General features: G+C 32.0%; 25 protein-coding genes and 1 other annotated feature. Of the genes, 9 read left to right on the top strand and 16 right to left on the bottom strand.

All coding sequences use genetic code 11. From position 1 onward, the window contains the following. Window positions 1–40: 40 nt before the first annotated feature. Window positions 41–325 (top strand): DUF4183 domain-containing protein, encoded by a 285-nt coding sequence (locus ACZ5N4_RS10565; RefSeq protein ID WP_464209712.1) that lies wholly within the window; start codon window positions 41–43, stop codon window positions 323–325. 1,072 nt (window positions 326–1,397) lie between these two features. Here ACZ5N4_RS10565 and ACZ5N4_RS10560 read toward each other — a convergent pair. The 3 genes from ACZ5N4_RS10560 to ACZ5N4_RS10550 all read right to left on the bottom strand — a co-directional run bounded on the left by ACZ5N4_RS10560 (window position 1,398) and on the right by ACZ5N4_RS10550 (window position 3,379). Continuing rightward, complete coding sequence (locus ACZ5N4_RS10560; protein WP_464209710.1) at window positions 1,398–1,859, bottom strand: hypothetical protein; 462 nt, start codon at window positions 1,857–1,859, stop codon at window positions 1,398–1,400. A 218-nt stretch (window positions 1,860–2,077) separates the two neighbouring features. After that, window positions 2,078–2,491 (bottom strand): FosX/FosE/FosI family fosfomycin resistance hydrolase, encoded by a 414-nt coding sequence (fosX, locus tag ACZ5N4_RS10555; protein ID WP_464209708.1) that lies wholly within the window; start codon window positions 2,489–2,491, stop codon window positions 2,078–2,080. 417 nt (window positions 2,492–2,908) lie between these two features. Next, a complete protein-coding gene (locus ACZ5N4_RS10550; RefSeq protein WP_464209706.1) occupies window positions 2,909–3,379 on the bottom strand; it encodes a hypothetical protein in 471 nt (156 codons plus the stop codon). Between the two features lie 641 nt (window positions 3,380–4,020). Between ACZ5N4_RS10550 and ACZ5N4_RS10545 the strand changes: the two genes are divergently transcribed. Continuing rightward, the gene (locus ACZ5N4_RS10545) at window positions 4,021–4,383 is read left to right on the top strand and encodes a YccF domain-containing protein (RefSeq protein WP_464209704.1); all 363 of its coding nucleotides are present in this window, start codon (window positions 4,021–4,023) and stop codon (window positions 4,381–4,383) included. A 109-nt stretch (window positions 4,384–4,492) separates the two neighbouring features. Further along, window positions 4,493–4,549: a sequence feature (sodium ion sensor (DUF1646 type); this cis-regulatory element may regulate processes involved in with the transportation of sodium ions), on the top strand. A gap of 114 nt (window positions 4,550–4,663) precedes the next feature. Then, complete coding sequence (gene nhaA, locus ACZ5N4_RS10540) at window positions 4,664–5,875, top strand: Na+/H+ antiporter NhaA (protein WP_464210900.1); 1,212 nt, start codon at window positions 4,664–4,666, stop codon at window positions 5,873–5,875. Between the two features lie 23 nt (window positions 5,876–5,898). Here the strand turns inward: nhaA and ACZ5N4_RS10535 are convergent, their stop codons facing one another. The 6 genes from ACZ5N4_RS10535 to ACZ5N4_RS10510 all read right to left on the bottom strand — a co-directional run bounded on the left by ACZ5N4_RS10535 (window position 5,899) and on the right by ACZ5N4_RS10510 (window position 11,149). Beyond that, the gene (locus ACZ5N4_RS10535) at window positions 5,899–6,408 is read right to left on the bottom strand and encodes a hypothetical protein (RefSeq protein WP_464209702.1); all 510 of its coding nucleotides are present in this window, start codon (window positions 6,406–6,408) and stop codon (window positions 5,899–5,901) included. A 631-nt stretch (window positions 6,409–7,039) separates the two neighbouring features. Beyond that, entirely contained in the window at window positions 7,040–7,507 is a 468-nt protein-coding gene (locus ACZ5N4_RS10530; RefSeq protein WP_464209701.1) for a flavodoxin, read from the bottom strand. Window positions 7,508–7,565: 58 nt separating this feature from the next. After that, window positions 7,566–7,979: a DUF3788 domain-containing protein gene (locus ACZ5N4_RS10525; RefSeq protein ID WP_464209699.1), complete on the bottom strand. Its 414-nt coding sequence runs from the start codon at window positions 7,977–7,979 to the stop codon at window positions 7,566–7,568. 533 nt (window positions 7,980–8,512) lie between these two features. Continuing rightward, window positions 8,513–9,142 carry a type 1 glutamine amidotransferase family protein gene (locus ACZ5N4_RS10520; RefSeq protein ID WP_464209697.1) on the bottom strand — a complete coding sequence of 210 codons (630 nt, stop codon included), beginning with the start codon at window positions 9,140–9,142 and terminating at the stop codon, window positions 8,513–8,515. A 96-nt stretch (window positions 9,143–9,238) separates the two neighbouring features. Then, on the bottom strand, window positions 9,239–10,201 hold the full coding sequence (locus ACZ5N4_RS10515; protein WP_464209695.1) for a helix-turn-helix transcriptional regulator: 963 nt from the start codon (window positions 10,199–10,201) through the stop codon (window positions 9,239–9,241). Between the two features lie 24 nt (window positions 10,202–10,225). After that, window positions 10,226–11,149: a MerR family transcriptional regulator gene (locus ACZ5N4_RS10510; RefSeq protein WP_464209693.1), complete on the bottom strand. Its 924-nt coding sequence runs from the start codon at window positions 11,147–11,149 to the stop codon at window positions 10,226–10,228. Window positions 11,150–11,711: 562 nt separating this feature from the next. Here ACZ5N4_RS10510 and ACZ5N4_RS10505 point away from each other — a divergent pair. Further along, the gene (locus tag ACZ5N4_RS10505; RefSeq protein ID WP_464209691.1) at window positions 11,712–11,972 is read left to right on the top strand and encodes a hypothetical protein; all 261 of its coding nucleotides are present in this window, start codon (window positions 11,712–11,714) and stop codon (window positions 11,970–11,972) included. Window positions 11,973–12,289: 317 nt separating this feature from the next. Here ACZ5N4_RS10505 and ACZ5N4_RS10500 read toward each other — a convergent pair whose 3' ends face one another. Continuing rightward, window positions 12,290–13,600: a S8 family serine peptidase gene (locus ACZ5N4_RS10500; protein ID WP_464209689.1), complete on the bottom strand. Its 1,311-nt coding sequence runs from the start codon at window positions 13,598–13,600 to the stop codon at window positions 12,290–12,292. Between the two features lie 336 nt (window positions 13,601–13,936). Between ACZ5N4_RS10500 and ACZ5N4_RS10495 the strand changes: the two genes are divergently transcribed. Both ACZ5N4_RS10495 and ACZ5N4_RS10490 read left to right on the top strand, forming a co-directional pair. Further along, a complete protein-coding gene (locus ACZ5N4_RS10495; protein WP_464209687.1) occupies window positions 13,937–14,164 on the top strand; it encodes a hypothetical protein in 228 nt (75 codons plus the stop codon). Continuing rightward, window positions 14,154–14,345: a helix-turn-helix transcriptional regulator gene (locus ACZ5N4_RS10490; RefSeq protein WP_464209685.1), complete on the top strand. Its 192-nt coding sequence runs from the start codon at window positions 14,154–14,156 to the stop codon at window positions 14,343–14,345. The genes ACZ5N4_RS10495 and ACZ5N4_RS10490 overlap by 11 nt, the downstream gene beginning before the upstream one ends. A 37-nt stretch (window positions 14,346–14,382) precedes the next feature. Here the strand turns inward: ACZ5N4_RS10490 and ACZ5N4_RS10485 are convergent, their stop codons facing one another. Further along, the gene (locus ACZ5N4_RS10485) at window positions 14,383–14,661 is read right to left on the bottom strand and encodes a hypothetical protein (protein WP_464209683.1); all 279 of its coding nucleotides are present in this window, start codon (window positions 14,659–14,661) and stop codon (window positions 14,383–14,385) included. A gap of 365 nt (window positions 14,662–15,026) precedes the next feature. Here ACZ5N4_RS10485 and ACZ5N4_RS10480 point away from each other — a divergent pair, with 365 nt between their 5' ends. After that, a complete protein-coding gene (locus ACZ5N4_RS10480) occupies window positions 15,027–16,004 on the top strand; it encodes an endonuclease/exonuclease/phosphatase family protein (protein WP_464210898.1) in 978 nt (325 codons plus the stop codon). Beyond that, window positions 15,979–19,353: a hypothetical protein gene (locus ACZ5N4_RS10475; protein ID WP_464209681.1), complete on the top strand. Its 3,375-nt coding sequence runs from the start codon at window positions 15,979–15,981 to the stop codon at window positions 19,351–19,353. Before ACZ5N4_RS10480 ends, ACZ5N4_RS10475 begins: the two co-directional genes overlap by 26 nt. 353 nt (window positions 19,354–19,706) lie before the next feature. Here the strand turns inward: ACZ5N4_RS10475 and hflX are convergent, their stop codons facing one another. From hflX to ACZ5N4_RS10460, 3 genes are all read right to left on the bottom strand, one after another. Beyond that, window positions 19,707–20,975: a GTPase HflX gene (gene hflX / locus ACZ5N4_RS10470; protein ID WP_464209679.1), complete on the bottom strand. Its 1,269-nt coding sequence runs from the start codon at window positions 20,973–20,975 to the stop codon at window positions 19,707–19,709. A gap of 82 nt (window positions 20,976–21,057) precedes the next feature. Next, window positions 21,058–22,536: an Lsa family ABC-F type ribosomal protection protein gene (locus tag ACZ5N4_RS10465; RefSeq protein WP_464209677.1), complete on the bottom strand. Its 1,479-nt coding sequence runs from the start codon at window positions 22,534–22,536 to the stop codon at window positions 21,058–21,060. Window positions 22,537–23,028: 492 nt separating this feature from the next. Next, window positions 23,029–23,412 (bottom strand): winged helix-turn-helix transcriptional regulator, encoded by a 384-nt coding sequence (locus tag ACZ5N4_RS10460; RefSeq protein ID WP_464209676.1) that lies wholly within the window; start codon window positions 23,410–23,412, stop codon window positions 23,029–23,031. A 181-nt stretch (window positions 23,413–23,593) separates the two neighbouring features. Between ACZ5N4_RS10460 and ACZ5N4_RS10455 the strand changes: the two genes are divergently transcribed. Beyond that, window positions 23,594–23,884: a hypothetical protein gene (locus ACZ5N4_RS10455; protein WP_464209674.1), complete on the top strand. Its 291-nt coding sequence runs from the start codon at window positions 23,594–23,596 to the stop codon at window positions 23,882–23,884. Window positions 23,885–23,989: 105 nt separating this feature from the next. Here the strand turns inward: ACZ5N4_RS10455 and ACZ5N4_RS10450 are convergent, their stop codons facing one another. Together ACZ5N4_RS10450 and ACZ5N4_RS10445 are read right to left on the bottom strand one after the other, a co-directional pair. Then, complete coding sequence (locus ACZ5N4_RS10450; RefSeq protein WP_464211089.1) at window positions 23,990–24,124, bottom strand: hypothetical protein; 135 nt, start codon at window positions 24,122–24,124, stop codon at window positions 23,990–23,992. 107 nt (window positions 24,125–24,231) lie between these two features. Continuing rightward, window positions 24,232–25,014 carry an NUDIX hydrolase gene (locus ACZ5N4_RS10445; RefSeq protein WP_464209672.1) on the bottom strand — a complete coding sequence of 261 codons (783 nt, stop codon included), beginning with the start codon at window positions 25,012–25,014 and terminating at the stop codon, window positions 24,232–24,234. Between the last annotated feature and the right edge of the window lie 30 nt (window positions 25,015–25,044).

Genomic DNA, 25,044 nt, shown 5'->3' with positions numbered 1-25,044 from the left:
AACTAACTGAATATAGTACTAGCGAAAGGGGGTGAGAAAAATGGCAATCGTGACACCGTATATAAACAGCAGAAGATATTCTTCAACAATTGGTGCCGGGACAGGAACGGGAGCAACATTCGCAATTGCCGCTACAGCTACTACAGACGATGCTGGTGCTGCAGCCACAGCATTTCCGAGCTCATTCCGTTACTACAATTTATTTATTAACGGAATACTGCAAACAGCTGCTACGTCTTCCGTTACCACAACAGCGATAACTATTCCTGGAGGCGACGTTCTGGATACTGGGACTCCCATTATCGTTGAATTTATCGTCACTTAATTCTCTTATCGCTTATTCTCGCGGGGTAGTTCCTTATAAGTGAAATAAAGTGCTATTATAGAGCAATTTTGTAGCATATACTTTCCAAGGTTGAACGCCGCTAATCAGGCCATATGGGTTTGTAATCAATCTGAGCACCATCGTACGATGGTGCTTTTTATTTTGCTCATGAGAGCTTCTAGAAAGCTATCATGTCTATTAATATAGCTGTCTGTAGATTACAAAATACTATAGCTAAATAACCTTATACTTAAACCCCATTTCTTGTATTACTATAATCTATTCTTTATTGTTAATTTGTCTTATATATCAAGCTACAATAATATAGTACAAAAATATATAAATTTCTGCTTTGTAAAATAATTTCTTTAATGACTACTATAAAATATTCCTTTCGTGAATCCAAAAATTACTTAAGCTACTACATAATATTTTACAATTGTTATTTAATTTACACGCAGATTATACATAATATCTATATATCTTCATTACTATGCAGAAAACATAGGTATTTTTAACACCGCATTATTCCATTTTCAAAGATCATCGTTCGTATTTTCAATTCAACTAATTAGTTCGCATAATATTCAGAATGTAAACAAAATCTTTTGCAAAACAATTACTATATAGTTAAAACTGAAGTGTTTGCCACTTTGCCATTATTTCTGCCAAAGTTCATTAATAACCATCTTATTTTTATACTTATAGAGACTTTTTAGTAAGGAAAGATTTAATACAGAATGACAAGATGCTGTTGAGATGGCAATAAGTCATGAACTGAATGGTAAAGAAATGATGAATATGATAGAGTTGTTTTCTAAAATGGTTAAACAGATTAAATAAACAGGGAACTAAGTTATCTACTTTTCCCTATTTTGCTTTAGATTTTAGGTATATCTATATTTATTTCGTATAGTCTTTGTATTACAACGCAAAAACACCATAAAATTCCCTTGAATAATACAGTGTTCTAGTAAATTGCTCGTTTTTTCAGTTGTACCGTTTAATAAGAAAAGTCTAGCGTGTTATAAATTTTGTATTAATCAAAAAAGTAAATTAAATCTTATTTTCACTATTCTAAGATTGAAATTTTTTTAGCATGTAAATTTTTTTGTACAATTAAATAATCTTCCTTATTTTTAGCAGGAGCGAATATTACCATTGAAGTTGTACTGACTCCAATCATATCAATTGACTCAAAATCATCAGAAAGTCTTACAATAAAGTCATTATCTCCAAAACTTGATGATCCAATAAAGCGAGGTGAATTGCCTTTACACAAATCAGTAGTATATTTATTACCTTCAATTTCTATTGTTCCAAGTATTTGTTTACCATTAAAAAACTGTGATTTATACAATTTGCCTTTTAGATGAAATGTAATGGTAGTTACTTTTTTATTTGGACCTAAATATACACATCCTTGATATAATTTATCAATATCTTTGGGATACATATAAATTATATCTGCAATTACGAGGACAATTACTAAAATAATGAGATTTTGTTTTGATAATTTTCTTAAATTTATCAATTAAGGTCATCCTCCGATTTTATATAAATATTTATAGTTCACCATAATATTAAATAAAAGTAGATCTAAGTTATATATGATAATATACAATTGATTATTATTTTAACTTGACTAATGGTAATTATATCATATTTGAATAATGCGGTGTTCATAAAAATTGTTCACTTTTTCAGTTGTTTCATTAAATTAAAATGCTATGAATTAATATTAAATATAGTTTATATGTTATCTATCTCTGCGTACGAAGCTAATCTTTTCTCTAATGTTTCCGTATGGAGCTCAAATAAATTATTATCATAGTCATAAAAGTATATAGAATAGCCCTCTCCAGATACTCTTTTCCTTGGAGTCTTTAATTCTAAATTTAGAGCTTTAATTTTATCTAAATAACTATTCACATCAGAATCTGATATTTTAAATGCTATATGATGATAAGTCCTGTTAAGTATATTTGTATCTTCCATAACGGCTATCCATTGATTACCAATAATAAAAAAGCGTTCCTTAAATATAGAATGTTTTTTTTCACCACTATAATAAACTTCCTTAGCATTAAATAGTTCTTTAAATAATTGAGTAGTTTTGTCTAGATTTTTTACAACAAAAGTAATATGACTTACACTTTCAATCATAACATATACCTTCCTCAATCTTATTTTATAATTATGATTTAATTTTTACAAAAATTATACCATGATATCTGTACATTTTCATAGTTTTATAGAAAGCATAAGAATTTTTAACACCACATTGCTCGATTTTCAAAGAACCACATTTGTGTTTTTATTTATAAGACTTACGTCACTTTATTATCATATTAAGCATTAACCTAATAAAAAGTAAAACAAAAAGAGTATTTCTGCTCTTGATCTTACGCATAGTCTTTAAAATGCGACACAAAAATACCGTAAAATTCATTTTGAATAATGCGGTATCCATGTAAATTGTTCGCTTTTTCAGTTGTTATGTTGAATAAGAAAAACATGCATTGACTCAACCAGACATTATGTTCTTTTTGTTCAATCAGACAAATTTGGAATTTGCAAAACTTATTTTATCGCTTTTAAATGCTGAATGTGTATCCCTATATGTCCTATACCAATTATGATAGCAGATGCAATCAGCCAAATAACTTTACCATAAATACCTAATAGCAAAAAAGCCATGACAGGTAGACTCGCAAGAGGTACGGGAATCCCACAAAAACTACGATAAAAATTTTTTTCTGTATACTCATTAGTAAAATATCTAATCCAACAAATCTCATAAAGAATCATTAGTAAAAATGATGTTATTAGCCACAAACTCCATGCTGAAAAGGTGGCAATGTTAAAATCACTAAAAATCAATACGCTACAGGTACAGCATACTTGTCCAACACGTTCAAACAATAATAATATTTTGTTTTCTTGAGTATTGTCATAATTTATTGGCTGATTCTTACTCCAAATGATATTTGGAATAAATAACATCAATAAATATATCAAACCTACATATGAAAATCCTAAATGACCTAGCATATAATACCTCCTGAAAAAATTACTATTTTTCTATCTGCTACAAATTATTATTTGTCTATAGATTTTATAAATAATTTTTACTTCACAGTTTCTTACAAATATGACTTTATTTATTAATATGATTATATAAATTCCTCTAGTATAAATAAAGGAATTTTATTGTAGTATATGAGACTGTATCTTTTAGAATTGAGGCTCTTTTATTTTATTGAAACAATAAAATTTTTAGTGACATATTTAGATGGGCTTGAATATTTATATTAAGAGAATACTATATCGCTAACTTAGTTTATCAGATCATTTTACTTGGGCATTAATTATGGCAATTCCTATTTAATGTAAAGTTTATAAAAGCTTATATATTGAGGTATCCCTCAACGATATCTCTTTTCTATTAAAAATCCTTTTTTGTCTATTTCTCAAACGTCTTATAAAAAACGCTGCTAATATTGTTATGTATATAAACAGTAATATAAGTGCATTCCCCAAACCATAATACACTAATTTGAATTCTACATAATTACATCTTTATACGGTATATACAAGTTATGTGTAATGTATACTTATTTACTACTAGTTTGCAAAAGATGTAAAATTTTATTATAATTAATTTGAATTTTATATATTTAGGGGGATTATACATGTCATTAATAGGTAATATAGTTTGGATTATTTTTGGGGGCCTAGTAGGTGCTATAGGATGGTGTATAGCAGGAATTATATGTTGTATTACTATAGTTGGAATTCCTTTTGGAAAACAGTGTTTTAAATTAGCGACACTTCAGTTAGCTCCATTTGGAAGAAGTGTTGTTAATGGAAGGGGAAGTACATTAGGTGTAGTAGGCAATATTCTATGGTTAATATTCTTAGGATGGGAATTATGTTTGATTAATCTTATATCTGCGGCTATTTTTGCAATAACTATTGTTGGTATACCATTTGCAATCCAAAGTTTTAAATTAGCTAAATTATCACTTTTACCATTTGGAAAAGATATTCAATAAGTTTATGCAGTATATGTTATCCTATAATAAGATATTTCATCTACGTTAATATTGACTTAATTACCCAATGACGATATAATTTATATTGTTAAGCAATATGATTATTAACGGTTGGGCAAATAATACAATTTGCTTTCAAGCATGCTAGTTTCTAGGGAGGGAAACTCTTTTTAGGGGTTCCCTCTTTTATTTTTTGCCACTTTAAAGTTTCGTTTAAAAAAGCTTAGGACATAATATTATTAACTTTAAAGCGGATTATCTAATGTAAAGGAGTGATTTAATTATGGTAAAAATTGCACATAGAATTATTGCCCCATTTAGGGAGTTCTTCAAACACGAAGCTACTAGCAGTATTATTCTGTTGGTTTGTGCGGCTATTGCACTAATAATCGCAAACTCACCTCTAGCGCCAATTTACAATGATGTACTTCATAAGTATATCACTATTGGATATGGAAAATTTTCTTTATCAATGTCAGTTCTTCACTGGGTTAACGACGGGCTAATGGCTCTGTTTTTCTTTGTTATTGGTATGGAAATAAAGCGTGAAGTACTAGTTGGAGAACTTAAGGATTTTAAAAAAACTATCCTACCTGTAGCAGCTGCTATTGGAGGAATGATTATACCAGCTATTATCTATATAATATTTAATTATAAAGAAGCTACTATCACGGCCTGGGGGATTCCTATGGCTACCGATATTGCATTTGCCTTAGGTATACTTTCACTGGTAGGAAGCAAAAAGGCTCCTAAAGGACTTGCTGTATTTCTTACCGCTTTGGCAATAGTAGATGACCTTGGTGCTATTTTAGTGATTGCTGTATTCTATATTAATAAAATATCTTGGATATTTCTTTTAGTAGCGCTTATAACACTAATAACTATTATGCTAATAAATAGATTTGGAGTTACTTCAGTTCCTATTTTTGCAATTTTAGGTGTTATTCTATGGATTTGTTTTTTAAAATCTGGTATACATGCAACCATTGCAGGAGTACTCCTTGGAATGACTATACCATCAGGAAGAGATGTTAGAAGCTTTAAAAAATCAATGCTATATAAGCTTGAACATGCTCTACAACCTTGGTCTGCATTTTTAATAATGCCGATATTTGCACTAGCTAATTCAGGCGTAACTATCCAATTTAGCAATTTTACCGACCTAATATTAAGTCCCATTAATTTAGGTATTTTTCTAGGTCTTTTTCTTGGAAAGCAATTAGGCATATTTACAACCTCATATTTATTAATAAAATTAAATATCTCTAAGCTTCCTTCAAAGGTAACATTTAAACACTTATACGGTGCTAGTTTGCTTGCTGGAATTGGATTTACTATGTCATTATTTATTGCATCATTATCATTTTCAGAGGATACCTTACTATCTACTGCTAAAATTAGTATAATCTTAGCCTCAACTATTTCTGCTATAGTAGGATTTTTAGTTTTAAGATCAATAAAACCTGAGGTATGCATTAAAAGTATTAAGTAGTTACTATTACAATTATTTTTGACTTAGTTAACATTTATTTTAAAAATATTTGCTGTTGTATGAGTTTCATCCCATACACCATCTATTTCATAAATGTAAATTCCTTTTTCTTTTGGTAGGTGAATTGTTCTGCTTTCTTTTACATCACTATAAAATATAAAATATTTATCTGCTGATTTCCATTGTGAATCAACATACTTACTTATAGTTATTAAAATAATCTTTGACGGTTTATTTGTAAAGCTATATTGAAGTGAACCCTCACTCCGAACGTCAATTGGTTTATAATCTTTTAATGTTTCAACTGGGTCTCCAAAAATATTACTGTTTCCACCTGGATCTTTTTCAAACCAATTATAATCTGCATTTTTCAAAACTATTTCTCTATTTTCGTACATAATTTCAAGTGTAGGTGCACTTTCTGGTATATACTTATAATAATTTTTGTAATACTGTTTTAATCCATACCACTCAAAAATCATAATCAAAACCACTACCAAAATTACTTTAGTATTTATTTTTAAAGCATTCATTTTACATACCTCACAAGCTTTATTATTTAGTTCATAATATATTACGAATATGACTTTATGTATTAATATAATTATACAAACTCTTCTAGTATAAATAAATGAATTTTATTAAAGAAAAAGAGTCTGTATCTACTTAGGATGCAGACTCTTCTATTTGTCTTAAAATATTATTCCACAAATCACTCCAGCGATAAAAATGCAAGCTATGATTATAAGTACATCTATTCTTATATAAATTTTCAGTAATATTACTTCTAGTTGAATTGCTAACATTAAAAGGAAATTATAAGAATTATATAAAAAAATAAGCTGGCACTAAGCCAGCTGTATAAGTTTAGTAAAGGAGTTATTCCGATATAGGAATACACATTAAATTATAACCACTTTAATGTAGGTTAAGCAATGTTATATAAATTTTGTAATAATTATTATAGAACTGTATAAACTATAAGTACATAAATATCCTCTATTCCACATTGGATTTTTATTATAGCAATAAATAGTCCTACATTCTTTTAATCAAGAGTGTAGGACTTATTAATTTTACAATATAAGAAATATACGGATTAACTCAACCACACATTATGCTTATTTTGTTCAGTCAGACAAATTGGAATTTGTTTATCTAATTTTACATACCAATTTCTTGAATCCAGTCTGTAACTTGCTGTTTGTCAAAATTACTCATCGTTGCAAATCCAGAAAGAATTGTTGATTTGGGACATTCTTTTGCAATATTAATCTCAATTTGTCCAAAACCCCCACCGCCATGAGTACAGAATGGAATAATAGCTTTCCCTTGCAAATCAACATTTCTTAAAAAACTTAATATCGGTGGAGCAAATGATTTAAACCAATTAGGCGTTCCTAAAAAAATGTAATCGTAGGAAGCTACTGATTCTTCTCCAGATAGTAATTTAGGGCAATATCCTCTCTCAATTTCATTTCTTACTTCCTTTGTTGCTGTATTATAATTGAAAGCATAGGGCTTTTCAGGAATTAACTCCCTAATATCTCCTCCTGTTTGTTTTGCTATTTCTTCTGCCAATCTTTTTGTCGTATTGGAAAAAGAATAAAAAACCACTAATATTTCACTCATTATTACCTCCACAAAATTTACTATTTATAATACTTAACTTTAAATAAGAATTTGACAATCACTTTTTATTGGGTCTTCTTTTGATAAGTAACAATTTTTCCATATCTACAAATAGAGAAGTATCTGTTAATTCAAACATCATCCATTTTCCGTCATGGTAGGTCTTTGTTTCATCATAGATTTTTTGCACTTCAAGGGAATAATTTTGTTTATCTGCTTCAAATTTTGTTCGTTCATCTTTTCCTAAAATAACCATAAAACCCAAGCAATTTTCTTTCGCATATAATGCACAAAGCGTTTTTCCACCTCTACGATATTTGTACTCATATTCCCATGCTTTACCTCCATTGCCCCATAAATGTTCCATGTTATATTTTTGCTCAATCATATCACATAATGCTGTCCAAACTTCAAATAATGGTTTCCCGATTAAAGCAATCAAATCCTCACCTGTGGGTACTTTATCCAACATCTTTATGCCTCCTTTCAAATTACTATTTTTCTATCTGCTACAAATTATTATTTGTCTATGGATTTTATAAATAATTTTTACTTCACAGTTTCTTATAAATATGACTTTATGTATTAATATAATTATACAAATTCTTCTAGTATAAATAAATAAATTTTATTAAATAAAAAGAGTCTGTATCTACTTAGAATGCAGAATCTTCTATTTGTCTTAAAATATTATTCCACAAATCACTCCAGCGATAAAAATACAAGCTATGATTATAAGTACATCTATTTTTATATAAATTCTGTAATAATTATTATATAATTGTATAAACTATAGCTACAGAAATATCCTCTATTCCACATTGGAATTTTATTATAGCAATAAATAGTCCTACATTCTTTTATCCAAGAGTGTAGGGCTTGTTAGTTCCGCGATACAATGAATTTACTATTGAAAAATATAATATTAATTTTTTCTCCATTAAGGGAGAGTTCTCTAATGGCTTTATCAACCTTTTCTAAAGTTATCTTTGTTTTATTCCTTATTTATTTCATTGAATTCATTAATTCAAAGAAATATTTTGGCTCTTGAGTTTTATAAACATTGAACCAAGCCTGTAATGTTTCTGATTCAAATACATCTAACACTTTCAATACTTGCATAGTAAATTCTAATGGTGCTATTCCAGATGCAGTAATTAAGTTCTTATCTGTCACTGCTGATTCAAACTTATAATATTTTTCTCCAATATAATTAGGCACTACCATTTTAAGATATTCTAAATCATTACTTGTATGACTTCTAGAATTTAACAACCCTCTCTTTGCAAGTCCTACTGTTGCTCCGCAAATAGCTGCAACTACAGTACCTTGCATTAAGGCTTTTTCAGTTTTTTCTAATACAGTATCATGGATTGATTCTGTCCATGTAAATCCACCTGGTAGAACTAAAACATCTGTAGTTTTAAGGTTACATTCATCAAGAGAGATTTCTGGTAATACTTTTAGCCCTCCCATTGTGGTAATAAGACTTTTATTATTTCCTACCGTAATTACTTGTATAGGTTGTACTCCTTTTTTAAAATATCTTCCTGAGTTTAATTCTGCAGTTAAATAACCTATTTCCCAGTCTGACATAGTATCAAAAACATAAAGATAAACTTTTTTTGTATTCATAATATACGCTCCTTTTATATCTTATTTCAAATAACTTTGCTGTTTACATAACTTATTATAAAACAACTTCACTGACATTTTTGGTCAGTGAAGTTATTAAACTTTATAGTATTTAATTAATTCTAGTAAAGTTTCAATAATTTTTTCCTTTAAACTTAATGGTTCAATTACTTGAATAGATTGGCCATATGGTAAAAGTAAATATGGTACGTACGTATAAATTATTTCCTCTTCAAGTAGAAATATAACTTGATTTGAAGTTCGCTCTTTAAAATAATGTCCTAAAAACCAATGTTGGCATAAATTATCTAATGAACTTGCCTTGCCGCCAATAACTAAATAAATGAACTTTTTCTTATCTTTTACTGAACCCAATAGTTTTTCCATAAAAAATTTACTTGCTGAAAAATCTTGTGGTCGATTAAACTTAATCTTTGTTTGGGCAATATTATAAATCCGATCTACTCTAAAACTACGGATTTCATTTCGCATATGACAAAAACCTACTATATACCACTTATTACTCCAGTAAACTAGTCCATATGGATCAATAGTTCTACACTTTGATTGTTCTTCTTTACTTGTATGATATTCAATTTCTATAGATAACTCATTGACTATACTATCCTCTAGCTTCCTCAATACTGGCTTTATATGCGGTTTTTCAATTGAACTTATTACTTCAACTCCTTCTAAATACTGCTTAAGCATTCTTTCCTGCTCTTGATTTGAATACATTTTTAGCTTCGATGTTGCTCTTTCTAATGCTTCATCAAAAAAATATCCTGCTTCTTTTGCAAAAATAGCAGCATGAAGTAATGCTGTTTGCTCCTCAACATCAAAAAAGAGAGGAGCTTCAATAAAATTATTCAATAAAGTGTATCCTCCATTATGACCTGTATCCGATATAATGGGTACTCCACTGGCTGAAAGTGTATCAATATAACGATAAACAGTCCTTATATTAATCTCTAACTTTTCAGATATTTGCTTTGCAGTAATTTTTTCTCCAGATTTCAACATCCAAATAATTGCCATCATATTATCAATTTTAGTCATGGAATTTCACGTCCTCATTCTATACTATTTTTTAATTCTTATTATTCTCATATTTTCATCATACTTAATACCTAGTTCATTAGACATTAATTCGTTTAACTTAATAAGCTTATTGTGATATTCTCTATATTCTTTGCTTAATATCTTCATGTTAGGTATAAATATATTATAATATCCACTACTATTAAAAAACTCATTAAGTTGCTTTTTAAACTTATAAAACGGATTCATTACTTTTAATAATGATTCATCATTTTGCTTATCTATATTATCTAATATTTTTTTCTTATATGCATCTAATTCTTCACCTTTAGAATTTAAAATATTATTTATTTCATTACTTGTGTAATCACTTATTCTTTTTGCAATTTCATCTGTCATATTTTCATATCCAATCTCAACAACTCTAGGTATTTCTAGTTCTGGAACATTATCTAAAAACTCAACAATTTCAATCCATGCTTTATATTTTTCTGCTGTATCTAAAGATTCATTTAAATATGGTGCGAAATGATGTGCTAAGTACTTTCCTATTCCACTTGGAAAAACTCTAGATAATTCTCTCTTAATAAACTCTCCATTATTTTTTTCAATTTCTATAATTTTCTCATTTAGTTCCTTTATAGTTTTTTCATCAAAATTACTATTTATGATTTTTTCTAAATATATTTTTTGCATTTTTATCTGAATTTCTTTTTTCTGCTTCTCCTGAATGATATTATTAATCATGTTCTTTTTATCTTTACTTTTTAATATTGTTTTAATATCTTTAGTTGCTATATCTAATTTTCTATATAAAGAAATCTCATTTAATAATGCTATATCATCTACTGAATAATCCCTGTATCCATTATTATTCTTTTTAGGTTCTATTAATCCTTGTTCCTCATAATAAGACATAGCTTTCTTTGTTAAACCAGTTAAACTACAAACTTCATTTATTAACATATCATCACCTCTATTTTCTATGTTAATCTATCCCCTTAGGCACCAGTCAACACAAAACTTACTCTTTTTTGTAATTAAATATATAACTTATTATACGGTATTTTTATTTATAAAAATGTTCTTAGACAAGTTAAATCAATACCTAAGACCACTTTTCGCACTTATTTATGGTACGGTTCATCATACCTAATTCTAAATTTAATAAAGTTGCAAGCGTGGTTGAATAGTTGCAAAATATCACATAGATAGATTCTATTATAATGGTTCTGAATTTTATACTCCTGATTCTGTGAAACCATGGTAATTTTAAATAATTAGAACTCTAAAAGATTAAAATGTGAACAAACTGTTCATTTAAAGGTTATACTTAACACCATATTGAAGCATTTAAATTGTCTTAAATGCCTCAATATGGATAATATTAGCTTAGAATGGGTTTTGTCGTTTTGTTGTATACAAGTATAATAGAAGTACACTCCTCAGATTAATATATTATAGAAAATATTTTTTATTTAATTTATTAAATAAAAAAATAAAGCAAGTGTCATTGGGAGGTAGTTTCATGCTAGGAAATAAGAGTAATAAATCTGCAGGCTATATAATAGGCATTCTTTCTCCAGCAATAATAGCTATTGCTATAAACCTATACGGATTACTATTTCACTATTCAAATAGATACACTGAAATAGTAACTAACATACTTCTTATTTTTATGTTTTTTAACATAGGATTAAGGGACATAATTGTCAAGAAAAGTAAATTTGGATATCTTGTAATAATTCTTGTGGTAATCCTATTATGGCTATTTTATAAACACCTCTAAATATGATCAAATAATCCATATCTAGATAAGAATGAACTTTTACAACAGATGGCTTCTGGACAAAACTCAGCTTTCGAACTCATTAGTTGCTTTTTTAAAATCTTTTCCCATAGTAACTTAGGAACTTCTTTACTAACTGAATGGCTTGCCTTCGTTTAAAATTAGATGTTAACTTATCTTCCTTTAAAGCGGCTTTACTCTCTGGATATTTACTACTAAGTTGATATTTTGAGTATAAAAAATGGAGACTCCTTTGAGTCCCCACTATGCCGACACATAAGAAGAATGCAACATAAGGTTTCTATTCTAATTGAGAATTAATGAAGATTTTTTAATTCCTGAGAAGATATTTTTTCTATAAGCTTTTCTGGGTTTACTATTTTGCCTAAATTGTATTTTTTCCCTTCTTTCTCTATTTTCACTACATCACCTGTATCTAATACTGCTTTTAAAAACTCATCTGGAGTTATATTAGGATTTACCTGGCAGCATAAAGTATATAAAGCTGCTATATAAGGAACAGACCAACTAAGTCCACCTTCTCTATAAAATACATAATCTGATTTTCCTGTAGGTGATGCAGTACACCTGCTGTCCATTGGTACCATAAAGTTCTTTTCTATATTAAATCTTTCATTATGAAATTTTTCGTCATTTTTTAAAAATGCATCTTTCCAAAATACTCCCGGTTCATAACTTTTGAAATCCTCTGGATTTTTCATACTTTCTCTTCCAAGTCCCCAAAAACTAACCCCATAATATTTATCAAAGCTTGTAGAAACTACTAATATTCCTTCATTTTTGGCCCTTTTTACTGCTGAATCTACCTCATTAAATCCTTTTTGCCCTTCAGTCCATCCTATAGACATAGAAATAGCCCTTATCTTTTTTTCTTTAGGTAGAGTCTTATTTATTTCTATAATCCTATCTATAGATTTGGCTAAATACTTAAAATCAAAGGGAAAACCAGTTACCATACTACTTAAAGTAAATTTTCCATGAGTTTCTGCGATGTAGTATAAATCTGCCTCTGGTGCAACACCTACAGTCTTTCCTACTGCAATAGAGCTAACAGCTGCTCCATGCATAGATGCACCACCCTCTTCATTATTATGAATCTCTTCATAAAATTTTAATCTATCTTTATATTCTTCGTGGTCGGTTAAAAGAGTTTGATCAATAATAGCCATGCTCACTCCTTTTCCTGTAATACCCTTTTCATGAAGTTTTCTTAAATTCAATCCCGGGTTTTTTCCATATTCCATAATAGCTTGTCTATCAAATTCTTTTGGGATATCAGAAGGCCATTTTGTTTTACTATCAAAATCAGCATGCATTAAATCCTTTAAGTTATTTTTAACATTAAGCTCTGATAAATCATAGCTTCTTAAATCAACCTGCCACTGTTTTTTTGAGTTTTCATCATATTTAGGAAGTTCTTTAAGCTTTCCTCTTTTATAATCTACAGCATTAGGTACTCTAGCTATTCCACTATTTCCATTCACCTTTGAATTTACATATTTGCCTAGTGGAAAATTGAAAGCAAATATTAAAAATACCCCTAAAATAGTAATAAGTATAAAAAATATTTTCTTTTTAAGACTAAATTTTTTGATGTTATTTAACATCGTTCTTCCCCCTTATTGTAATTCTTGCATCTAAGATTACATTTGTAATCCTTATGGTATAAAATTTCTTAATTAAGTATCCATTTTAACACTCCTTAGATTACAAATGTAATTATTAACTTAATATTACATTTGTAATCCATATTTGTCAAGGATAATGTTAACAATTTTTCCCCATAATACCTGAATTTCGTAAAATAAAACAAAGGCATTTCTACTCTTGTTTCTATACGAAATTCAAAATGTAAAAACATCTTGACATTTTAGTTAATAATTTAGTACTATAAATATATAATTATGTAAAGAACTTTTTACATTTTAGAGGAGGTATACTCTATGGGTTTCTTTAGACAAGAAGATGAAATGGATAAATATATTGCCTTAAAAAGTCTAAAAATTTCATATTGGCTTACAGTATTGTTTTTATTGATATGGGGTATTATAGACCTTGTAAAAGGCAATAGACATAGTGTGGCTTTAGCATTATTTTGTTTTCAAAATTCATTACTTGTATTTTTCGATCGATATTATAGAAGGAAATTATGTGAAGGAAATGAGGAATAAAGTTAAAGAGTTTAGAAAGCAACTTAAATTAACCCAAGACGAATTAGCACAAAAACTTGATGTAACAAGACAAACAATTAATGCAATTGAAAACAACAAATACAACCCTACACTTGAATTAGCAATTAAAATGGCAAAGTTTTTGGATGTACCTGTTGAACAATTATTTTTTCTTGATTGATATGTAAAAAAAGCTGAATGACAAGTCATCCTGCGAGTCATCCAACTTTTTCTCTGAAACAGACTACTAAGAATATTTCTTTTGGTCCCTTTGCCATTGCACATACTTGTTCGCTGTATCCTCTCGTATCGGCCTCACTTCCTGCAATTACTAATAGTGGCTGTGTCAATAATGTACTAACTTGACTGAATGCTGAGAATGCAAGGAGTCTATGCTCTGTTTGCTCTTTTACACCGCCTCCTGGATGTACGCAAACAATTGCTGGATATTTTTTATTTTCATCCATTCCTTCTGGCAAATAGAGATTGCCTGCCATTTTTAAATTACCGCTTTTATATGTTCTCCTTTATTTCACCAAGATAAATTGAATCTTACCAAACATGATGAAAATATCCTAATTTTTCCTGTGTTTAATAAAAGGATAAGATATACACATTATTTTATTTAGTAAAATATACTATACTATCTGAACAAAAACTTCAGTTTTTATTTCAATAGAATGCATCCTTACAATAACTTGCCTAAAAGCTTCGGCATCAGAAGATACAAAATTTAAAAAACAGATTTCTTATGTCCTTGATGCAAGAATCAAAACAGATTTTTAAGAAAAACTAAAATATCAAATATAATAAGAAGGAAGTGAAAAGATTGCAATCACAAAATTGTGCTAAATTGTCAGTCATGACGTGGAATGTTTATTTAGGCGCGGATCTTATACCGATTATTGTTCCTGGCTCTGACCCACTTCCTCAACGCGTCACAGAGGTTTTTCGTCAGTTTCTCGCCACTAGTTTTCCAAGTCGAGCAAGAGCTATAGCTCATCAGATTTATTCAAAAAAACCAGACATTATCGGATTACAGGAAGCAGAATTATGGGAACTCACTCGACCTAATTATGATAAAATTCAATACAATTTTGTAGATACTCTTCTTACTATATTAGAATCCTGGGGAATGAAGTATAGAATAGCCGCAGAAAACTGTAATACTAAAGTTGAATTGCCGGACATTTCAGGGAATCTCGTTCAATTAACCGATCGAGATGTTATTTTAATCCGTGATTCAGTGGAGATAGAGATTACTCAAAAGCAAGAAGCTAATTTTAAAACTAATTTACAAGTTGAGATTGCTGGACAGCCATTTACGATTTTACGGGGATGGTCGGCTATTGATTTTTGCCTTGATGGTCAACCTTTTCGACTAGTTAATACTCATCTTGATCCATATTCTCCAGATGTGCAGATGGATCAGTCCAATGAATTGTTGGCGGGACCCGGAAAAACAGAGCTTCCACTTATTTTTATGGGCGATTTTAATTCTAATGCTGATGGTAGCGGAACCGAAACTTATAAAAATCTAATCGCTGCCGGTTTTAAGGATGCTTGGATTGCTGCTAGTAAAGATAATGGATTCACCTGCTGCCAGGATGCTGATTTGTTAAACGCTGAATCTCTCTTAAATGAAAGAGTTGATTTAATTTTGTTTAAAAATATAAAAAATCTGAATTCAGTGGAAGCTGATTTAGTAGGAGAAGAAGAGATTGATAGAACCTGTACAGGACTCTGGCCCTCTGATCATGCTGGAGTAACTTCAAAGCTGGAATTTGAGATTAAACACCTGAGAAATAAATGCTATGGAGGTGAAAATATTGGATGTTAAATCTATACCTAGGGAAGACTTAGTGGTTGATCCGAACACTGGATACTTGATTCCTGACTACTTCAGTACCGCTAACTGGGCTTTTAGTCCGCAGCTAAGAAAATTTATCGATGCAATGCCGGGGCTGGGATCTAGCAGTTCAAATTCTTTAGGGCAATACATCCCAATTGCTGTGCCAGATAGAATCACTTATCCTGGATCTGACTACTACGAAATCGCTGTAGTTGAATTTAAAGAACAGATGCACTCAGATCTACCTCCAACTACGCTACGAGGATATGTGCAATTGTCCACAACAGTGGTTCCAGGTAACCAAATTGCTTTAACCTATAATAGTTCACCGATTTTAAAAGGTGATGGCACTCAAGCCTACGGTGTAGATAATCCTCATTATATGGGGCCTGCTATTATTGCCACCAGTGATGTACCGGTACGCATCAAATTCTATAATCTACTTCCTATAGGTACTGAAGGTGACCTCTTTATACCAGTAGATACAACGGTTATGGGTGCGGGAATGGGACCTCTAGGCCATGATGCCATGCCTATGAATTATTCACAAAACCGCGCCAACATCCATCTCCATGGTAATAACACCATCTGGATCAGCGATGGAACACCACATCAGTGGATAACCCCAGCGGGAGAAGACACTCCCTATCCTCAAGGTGTCAGCGTAGTCAATGTCCCGGATATGGAGAACGTAGATGATCCCCGTGATGGAATTCAGACCTTGTATTATACTAATGCACAAAATGCTAGGCTCATGTTCTACCATGATCACTCCTATGGTATAACCAGGCTTAATGTCTATGTGGGTGAAGCTGCACCTTATATAGTGACAGATCAGGTGGAAAAGGATTTAATGAATGGAACCAACGAATCCGGTGTCAATCCAGGCTTGCAAAAGGTTCTTCCAGACCTAGGAATTCCACTTGTCATCCAGGATAGAACTTTTGTTGATGCCAACACTATTCTCAATACAGACCCTACTTGGGCATGGGGGACAATACCAGGCACCCCTAATACAGGCGACCTCTGGTATCCTCACGTATATAGCCCGGCTCAGAATCCTTGGGCTCCCGATGGGGTAAATACCTTTGGCCGCTGGATGTACGGTCCTTGGTTCTGGCCTCCTACAAGTAATATAGAGAATGGTCCTATTCCTAACCCTTACTACGATCCTATAAATGCACCTGAGCAACCACCTATGATGCCCCATATGCCTTATCCTTCAATGCCTGGTGAAGCCTTTATGGATACTCCTATCGTCAACGGTACTGCTTACCCCTACCTGGAAGTGGAACCTAAGACTTACCGTTTACGCATCCTGAATGCCGCTGATGATCGTTTCTTTAATCTGCAAATGTATGTGGCTGATCCTAATGGATATATTTCACCAGATACAGGATATGCTACAGAAGTTAAGATGATATCCGGCTGTGGTATAACCGGTCTCCCCGCTGATTGGCCAAGCGGCATACCTGATCCAGCCTTAAAAGGTCCAGACTGGATTCAAATCGGCAATGAAAGTGGTTTTCTGCCAGAGCCTGTAGAGATACCAAGCCAGCCCATAACCTGGAACCTGAATCCTACAAATTTCAATTTTGGAAATGTCGATCAGCACTCGCTACTACTGGGAGCCGCAGAACGGGCAGATGTGATTGTTGACTTTTCCCAATATGCCGGAAAGACTCTCATTCTTTACAACGACGCTCCCGCAGCTTTCCCAGCAGCGGATCCTCGTTATGACTATTACACCGGCAATCCAGATTTAACTGGAGAAGGTGGTGCTCCATCTACTCAACCTGGCTACGGTCCAAACATCCATACCATCATGCAGATCAGGGTATCAGCCTCACCTCCTGCTCCTGCATACGATATAGTGGCCTTAAAAGAAGTATTTGCTAAAACAGATTCTAAACGCGGAGTCTTTGAAATGTCCCAGGATCCGATAATTATACCGCAGGCGGCTTACAATTCCGCCTATAACGTTACGAATCTACCTGCAGATGCTGCAAATGCCTATGTACAGCTTAATGAATTCAACAAGACCTTCCGTCCCATTGATGCAAGTGGAACTCTTCTGGAACCCGTTACACTGAATATTGAACCAAAGGCATTACAAGACGAGATGGGTGAAGTTTACGATATTGGTTATGGAAGAATGAGCGGGATGCTTGGACTTGAATTCCCGGTTACCAGTTCAGCTGTTAATCAATTTGTAGTCTACAGCTTCGCTAGTCCTCCGGTAGAAATTATTAAAGGTACAGCTGATCTTAGTACCACTCCTATTGGCTCTCTTAATGATGGAACTCAGATTTGGAAGATCACTCACAATGGTGTGGATACCCATACTTTTCACACCCATCTGTTTTCTGTACAGCTGGTGAACCGTGTTGCTTGGGACGGTGCTCTAATGCCCCCTGATGCTAATGAGCTAGGCTGGAAGGAAACCTTCAGAGTAAACCCACTAGAGCATACCATTGTTGCTTTAAGACCGAATATTCCCACACCTTCTCAAGTACCTTTTGAAGTTCCAAACAGTGTTCGTCTGATTGACCCAACAATGCCCGAAGGCGCTGTACTAACACCGCCACCACCGGCAGGATGGTTCGACCCATTGGGAAATGCAATAAATCAGATTACTAACCACTATGTGAACTTCGGTTGGGAATATGTTTGTCACTGCCACATTCTTGCCCATGAGGAGATGGATATGATGCATGGGATGGCCTTTGCCATTCCACCGAAAGAACCTTCAAACCTTACTGCCATTATTACCGGTGCAGGCGCTAGTAGGCGCGTAGTCTTAACCTGGACGGACAATTCTATAAACGAGACTAGCTTTACTGTACAAAGAGCTACTAGTGCTGCAGGTCCGTGGAATGCCCGAGCAACGCTGCCATCCGGTTCAACTTCATATACTGATACAATCGGAACTACGAATAACATTTATTACTACAGGGTGTTTGCTTCCAATACGGTGGGTGATACTGCAACTCCTGGCTTCCCAACTATAACAGCGGACTCTAATTTTTCAAACGTAGTGAATATACTTCAGCCACCAGCAGCTCCAAACAACTTGACTGCTCTGCGTTTATTTGGAGGGCAAGTCCGTCTGCGTTGGAGGGATAATGCTCTTAACGAGACTAGCTTTGTGATAGAACTCTCTGTTAATGGAGGTGCCTACCTTACACTCGCCACAGTTGGGCCGGGATTTTTCACAGGTACTGTTACCTATATTGATGTAACTACCGTACCTGGCAATCGATACACCTATCGGGTTGCAGCTGTTAATGAAGCAGGAAGATCAGCGTATTCGAACACAGCAAGCATTAATCTATAATTTCAAACCTCTTCTAATTGAAGTGGTAGGTTAATAATTATCAATATTTTTAATATGAATGTAACTGTTAACCTTCTAATTGTTACAAGGTATTGAGTTCAACCTAAATCGAATAATTAAGGAAAGGTATGGCCGATAGTACCAATTAGATAAAATAATGTAGTAAGACCATGGATTGTAGTTCTCACTATCTCCATGGTCTTATGTTCGCTAAATTATAACACAGTTATATAACTATGGAAATCAGCAAATGTCATCATTTACTGCATTGTTGACACTTTTGAGCAGCGTAATAAATATATTTTTTCGCTCTATTGAAGTATTCTCTATTCAAAGTAACCGTCAAGAGATGACTATATTTTAATCAGGCTTTCAAATTGTTTATATCTTCTATAATCAGCTTCCTTGCATTCCAAGGATATCATCACTCCATTGCCGTTATATTCAGTTGATTTGATATTGGCATTATCCTTAAAATATGATAGTATATTTCCTTTTTCATAAGGAATTAGCATCTCACAATAAACATACTGTGCGAAAACCTTTTTACAAATTTCATTTACTAACTTATTTATCGCAGCCTTATTTTTAGCAGAAATATATATGCAATCTTTCTCATCTTTTGTGATTTCATCCTCTACTAAATCTGTCTTATTATAAGCATAAATAATAGGGATATTATCTGCACCTAACTCTTTTAATGTATCCTTTGTAACTTCAATATGCTGTTTATAATTAGGATTTGAATAGTCAACTACATGAACTAACATATCAGCTTCAGTAATTTCCTCCAAAGTTGAGCGAAATGCGTTTACAAGCTGGCTGGGTAGCTTACTGATAAACCCTACTGTATCACTTAACAGGAAGGATTTATTATTGGGCAGTTTAATGTTTCTTACATAAGTTTCTAAGGTAGCAAATAACATATCCTTTTCAAATACCTTCTTATCAATTGAAGACCCGTACAAATCAATCATGGAATTCATAATGCTTGACTTACCTGCGTTTGTATATCCTACTAAAGCAACTGTAGGTATTCCTGATTTTTTGCGCTGTTTCCTTTGGTTCTGACGTTGAACTACCAGTGTTTCCAGTTCTGCATTCAGTCCACTGATTCTATCCTTAATCTTTCTGTGATGAAGTTCAAGTTTTGTTTCTCCTGTACCTCTATTTATAAACTTGATTCCATCTTCCTGACTACTCAATGATCCTCTAAGTCCAGTTACTCTGGGCAGAACATATTGCAATTTTGCTATTTCTACCTGCAGCTGTGCTTCTTTGCTTTTAGCTCTCTTAGCTAAAATGTCCAAAATAAGAACCGTTCTATCTATTACCTTGCATTTTAAGTCTGTATGCAGATTACGAATTTGTGAAGGAGACAGCTCATCATTAAAAATAACCATGTCCACATCTTTCTCATGAATTAACGTAGACAATTCTTGGATTTTCCCCTTGCCTATATAATGAGAGGAATACACTCGCTCTAATTTTTGAGTAATTTCACCAACTACTTCAATATCACATGCATCAGCTAGACTACACAACTCACTCATCATATTTAAAAATTCCTTATCATCCTTGAGATTACAGCCTACAATTATTGCTCTTTGCTTTTGTTCCATACAACTTCCTCCGTTCATTGCTGTTCACTTTAGACAGATAAAAGGGGTAATCCTACCCCTTTAACATAATCTGATTGATAAACTAAAGTTCAAAAATCTTTGTTGCAATATTTTTACAGAATTCACTGTCATGTTCCACAAACAATAAAGTTGGCGAGTATTCAAGCAGTAACTCTTCTATTTGCATACGTGAGATAACATCAATAAAATTAAGAGGTTCATCCCATATATGCAAATGAGCTTTTTCGCAAAGACTTTTTGCAATGAGCACTTTTTTCTTTTGGCCGCCGCTAAAGGATGACATATCTTTTTCAAATTGCTCTCTGGAAAAATCAAGTTTTCTTAAAATAGCTTTAAAAAGACTTTCATCAATATCATTATTTGAAGCATAGTCAGTTAAGTTACCCTTAAGATGCGATGTATCCTGGGACACATAGGATATTTTAAGCTGACTTCCTTTGTTGAAACTACCTGTATAGTTTATATCCTCACCACAAATAAGCTTGATAAGGCTTGATTTTCCTGAGCCATTTTTACCTTTAAGCGCAATTCTGTCACCTTTCTCAATACTAAAGCTAACATCTTTACAAACCATGGTATCGTCGTAAAAAATCGAAACATTCTCTAGTTCCACCAGCTTGTTTTTATGATAATTAAGTTGAGAAATCTTCAAGCTGTCGGAGCTTTCAACATTCTTAAGAAGCTTAGACTTTTCTTCAATAGCAGTTTGCTGTCTGCTTTCAATTGATTTAGAACGTTTCATCATTTTAGCAGCCTTATGTCCAACATAACCTTTATCCAGCTTAGAGCCAGAGTTTGTTGTTCCTTTTTTTGATTTTTCTACTTCATTGGACCAATTACCTGTTCGTTTAGCAGACTCCGATAAGCGATTAATATCTTTTCTAAGCTTCTCGTTTTCTGCAAGCTCAAAGTTATCCTGCCTTTGTTTATTTTCCCACCAGCCGGAAAAATTACCTTTTTGGATTTCGATATTTGTCTTATTTATTGAAAGAACATGATCAATACAGTTATCTAGAAAATGCCTATCATGTGAAATCAGAATAAATCCCTTCTTCTTTCTAAGGTAATTACTTAGTTTTTTTCTAGCTTCAGCATCCAAATGATTTGTAGGTTCATCAATAAGCAAGAAGGAGTTCTCCTTCAAAAACATAGCAGCAAGCAATGCCTTGGTCTGTTCTCCTTTTGATAGTGTACAAAACTGTCTGTATAAAACATCATCGTCTATATCTAAAAGCGATAACTCTTTCATTATTTCCCAATCCATTGAATTTGGACTGATTTCTCTTATGATATCTATAGTGAAATATTCTTGTTCCTGGACCTCATAAGGAAAATATTCAAAGGTTACATTGGCTGAAATATTTCCAGTATATTCATATTTACCAAGTAAAAGATTTAGAAAGGTAGTTTTCCCTCGTCCATTTCTTCCGGTAAAGCCCAATTTCCAATCGGTATCTATTTGAAAGCTTACATTTTCAAAAATATTATCATAACTGCCTTCATAAGCGAAGGTCAGATTTGTTACATTTATTAAAGACATATTTTTATCCTCCTTTGTAATTAAAAGTACCAATAACAAAGTCGGAACATAGGCGACTGGTATTACTCCATATAAATGTCGCCCGAAGTATCCGGCTTTATATGAAGATTATCATGTGTTAGCAAAGTATCTTTATTATTCATTATTTACACTCCCTCCTGCTTATACTCATGATTTGTAAAAAATAAGAGCTGCAAGAAATTATTATTCTTGCAGCTCATAAATACAGCAAAGACAAACCCCTATTGGGGCGTCACCGGTATATATTTTCTGAGCGAAAAAACAATTAATTTCTTGCATAGGTACAACAAAAAAAGCAGTATTATTCGAACCCACAATTTTGTTATACTTGGTAAAACTAGCAAGAAAAATTAATCATCTTTTCAACTCCAATCATCATATTTGTTCAAATTATATCATACTAACTTTAATAATACAACAAACAAATTAATTTTTTGATTTAAAGGTTTTTTGTTCTCATTCTACATTGAATTACATGTTCGCATTATAATCACACTTTTGACATTGAGCAAGTGTATTTTCGTTGTCCTCAATATGATAAATACCAGACCATCTACAAATACTTTGCAAAATTGGAACTACAGACTGACCTTTCGAGGTCAATGAATACTCAACCCTCGGAGGTATTTCATCATAAGACTGTCTTTTTATGATTTCATCTGTAATCAATTCCTTTAATGTTGCAGCCAGTACAGCATCTGTTATATTCGTCATTTCCTTCCGAATAGAACTATATCTCAAGATTTCCTTTTCAGCTAAAACGCAGATTATTCTTGATTTCCACTTACCACCAAAAACGGTTAATCCATACTCCAGCGGACAACGAATATCTTTTTCTAATTTAGGTTTATACATTGACTTTACTCCTTAATTTTTTAATCATAGTATATGACAATTCTTTATAGAATAAAAGTTACTATGAAATTTATTAGTGACTCATAAATTTGCTAATATATTCTGTTTTCCAAGTCATCTTGTTATAATTCATGCAAGCTCATCGATAAGAGCTACTAAAAGTTATTCAGGAGGTATTATCATGAAAGTAAATGCTTATTTGGAAATCACAATGAAAATCGACAACAACAATCGTCAAGCTGCTGCAAAGGTCTACACAGACTACAGAAGACCTTTCCTTGAAACAATCGAAGGTGCGTTAACAAAAGACCTTTTGATTCGTGATGAAGATGTTCAAGTTCTTCATGGTTTCGACAGCGTTGAACATGCAAATGCTTACTTATCAAGTGAAATGTTCAAAAACGATGTATTTGTAGGATTGCAGCCTCTGTGGAATGCAGACCCAGAAGTAAAAATCTATAGCGTAGCTTAATAATTAAGAGCCATTCTATCATTGATAGCGTGGCTTTCTTACTAATCTCTGCTACAAATTACTATTTATAATAATCAACTTTAAATTGGAATTTAACGTGTTTTTCTAAATTATTGCTTCTACGTTCTTTCGATTATTGTCATAATTTATTGGCTGATTCTTACTCCAAATAATATTTGGAATAAATAACATCAATAAATATATCAAACCTACATATGAAAATCCTAAATGACCTAACATATAATATCTCCTGAAAAAATTATTATTTGTCTAAGGATTTTATAAATAATTTTTACTTCGCAGTTTAAGAAGATTACGTTTTAATATTGATGCTATACTCATCATTCTCATAAATAAAAATTTTTGACGTTATATAGCCCAACAGCTGCCTTCAATGTTGGAATAAGATTTTCATCCTTTTCTCTTAAGTCGTTATTAATAAAATTCTCAACTGATTTTTGTTCTGCTCTGATTAGCACCAACGAACTTAGTTCTGGACTTTCCCCCTGATTAATTAAGCCTTGATTGAATTTCTCAAATCTGTCTAAAAGTTCTACTTCGTTTAAAGCCAAATCAAGTTTGAAAATAGCAGATAAAAAGTTTGATTTTCCTCCATCTTTTAAAAAATACGGCCTAAAATCTTTTATAATATCTTTATCATATGTATCCAGACCTAATTCTTCAAAAATTTCTTTCCGAATATTATGCTCTAAGTCCAATAAATCTCCATTTATATCATCTTTATCTATTCCCCCACCTACAAATTGTAACTTTTTAGGTGAAAATGTATTTCTATTCATTTCACCTATAACAAATTTCCCATCACAAGTTTCTATTAATGCCGAAGTATAAATTACTCTACAGTCGTTCTTATCAAATGCACTCTTATTTAAAGTATATAAAAAGTGAGCATAATCAGTTAATTCTACACATAAATGCATACTTTGTTCATGATAACTTATATTGGTGATAGTAAAAACATCTCCTCTGAAAAATTTTTTACCATTTTTCAATAATGACCTCCAATATCTTTCCATATTATCACGATAATCTTGAGGTAATGACACTCTCCTTTTTGTATAATAAACCTTGAGATTATTATCAAATTTGTAAATGTTAATTTCTTTCACTACCTGTATCCCCCTTTGTAGAATCTGTTT

The organism is Clostridium nitrophenolicum (assembly GCF_055391695.1).
The sequence above is the reverse complement of the archived record's forward strand: the minus strand, read 5'-3'. Positions and strand labels throughout refer to the sequence as shown.

What these genes read in the sequence shown, in the direction of transcription:
- ACZ5N4_RS10565 (WP_464209712.1), top strand. Translation starts at nt 41, where the DNA reads ATGGCAATCGTGACACCGTATATAAACAGCAGAAGATATTCTTCAACA.
- fosX (WP_464209708.1), bottom strand. Translation starts at nt 2,491, where the DNA reads ATGATTGAAAGTGTAAGTCATATTACTTTTGTTGTAAAAAATCTAGAC.
- ACZ5N4_RS10550 (WP_464209706.1), bottom strand. Translation starts at nt 3,379, where the DNA reads ATGCTAGGTCATTTAGGATTTTCATATGTAGGTTTGATATATTTATTG.
- ACZ5N4_RS10545 (WP_464209704.1), top strand. Translation starts at nt 4,021, where the DNA reads ATGTCATTAATAGGTAATATAGTTTGGATTATTTTTGGGGGCCTAGTA.
- ACZ5N4_RS10535 (WP_464209702.1), bottom strand. Translation starts at nt 6,408, where the DNA reads ATGAATGCTTTAAAAATAAATACTAAAGTAATTTTGGTAGTGGTTTTG.
- ACZ5N4_RS10530 (WP_464209701.1), bottom strand. Translation starts at nt 7,507, where the DNA reads ATGAGTGAAATATTAGTGGTTTTTTATTCTTTTTCCAATACGACAAAA.
- ACZ5N4_RS10525 (WP_464209699.1), bottom strand. Translation starts at nt 7,979, where the DNA reads ATGTTGGATAAAGTACCCACAGGTGAGGATTTGATTGCTTTAATCGGG.
- ACZ5N4_RS10520 (WP_464209697.1), bottom strand. Translation starts at nt 9,142, where the DNA reads ATGAATACAAAAAAAGTTTATCTTTATGTTTTTGATACTATGTCAGAC.
- ACZ5N4_RS10515 (WP_464209695.1), bottom strand. Translation starts at nt 10,201, where the DNA reads ATGACTAAAATTGATAATATGATGGCAATTATTTGGATGTTGAAATCT.
- ACZ5N4_RS10510 (WP_464209693.1), bottom strand. Translation starts at nt 11,149, where the DNA reads ATGTTAATAAATGAAGTTTGTAGTTTAACTGGTTTAACAAAGAAAGCT.
- ACZ5N4_RS10505 (WP_464209691.1), top strand. Translation starts at nt 11,712, where the DNA reads ATGCTAGGAAATAAGAGTAATAAATCTGCAGGCTATATAATAGGCATT.
- ACZ5N4_RS10500 (WP_464209689.1), bottom strand. Translation starts at nt 13,600, where the DNA reads ATGTTAAATAACATCAAAAAATTTAGTCTTAAAAAGAAAATATTTTTT.
- ACZ5N4_RS10495 (WP_464209687.1), top strand. Translation starts at nt 13,937, where the DNA reads ATGGGTTTCTTTAGACAAGAAGATGAAATGGATAAATATATTGCCTTA.
- ACZ5N4_RS10490 (WP_464209685.1), top strand. Translation starts at nt 14,154, where the DNA reads ATGAGGAATAAAGTTAAAGAGTTTAGAAAGCAACTTAAATTAACCCAA.
- ACZ5N4_RS10485 (WP_464209683.1), bottom strand. Translation starts at nt 14,661, where the DNA reads ATGGCAGGCAATCTCTATTTGCCAGAAGGAATGGATGAAAATAAAAAA.
- ACZ5N4_RS10480 (WP_464210898.1), top strand. Translation starts at nt 15,027, where the DNA reads ATGACGTGGAATGTTTATTTAGGCGCGGATCTTATACCGATTATTGTT.
- ACZ5N4_RS10475 (WP_464209681.1), top strand. Translation starts at nt 15,979, where the DNA reads ATGGAGGTGAAAATATTGGATGTTAAATCTATACCTAGGGAAGACTTA.
- hflX (WP_464209679.1), bottom strand. Translation starts at nt 20,975, where the DNA reads ATGGAACAAAAGCAAAGAGCAATAATTGTAGGCTGTAATCTCAAGGAT.
- ACZ5N4_RS10465 (WP_464209677.1), bottom strand. Translation starts at nt 22,536, where the DNA reads ATGTCTTTAATAAATGTAACAAATCTGACCTTCGCTTATGAAGGCAGT.
- ACZ5N4_RS10460 (WP_464209676.1), bottom strand. Translation starts at nt 23,412, where the DNA reads ATGTATAAACCTAAATTAGAAAAAGATATTCGTTGTCCGCTGGAGTAT.
- ACZ5N4_RS10455 (WP_464209674.1), top strand. Translation starts at nt 23,594, where the DNA reads ATGAAAGTAAATGCTTATTTGGAAATCACAATGAAAATCGACAACAAC.
- ACZ5N4_RS10450 (WP_464211089.1), bottom strand. Translation starts at nt 24,124, where the DNA reads ATGTTAGGTCATTTAGGATTTTCATATGTAGGTTTGATATATTTATTG.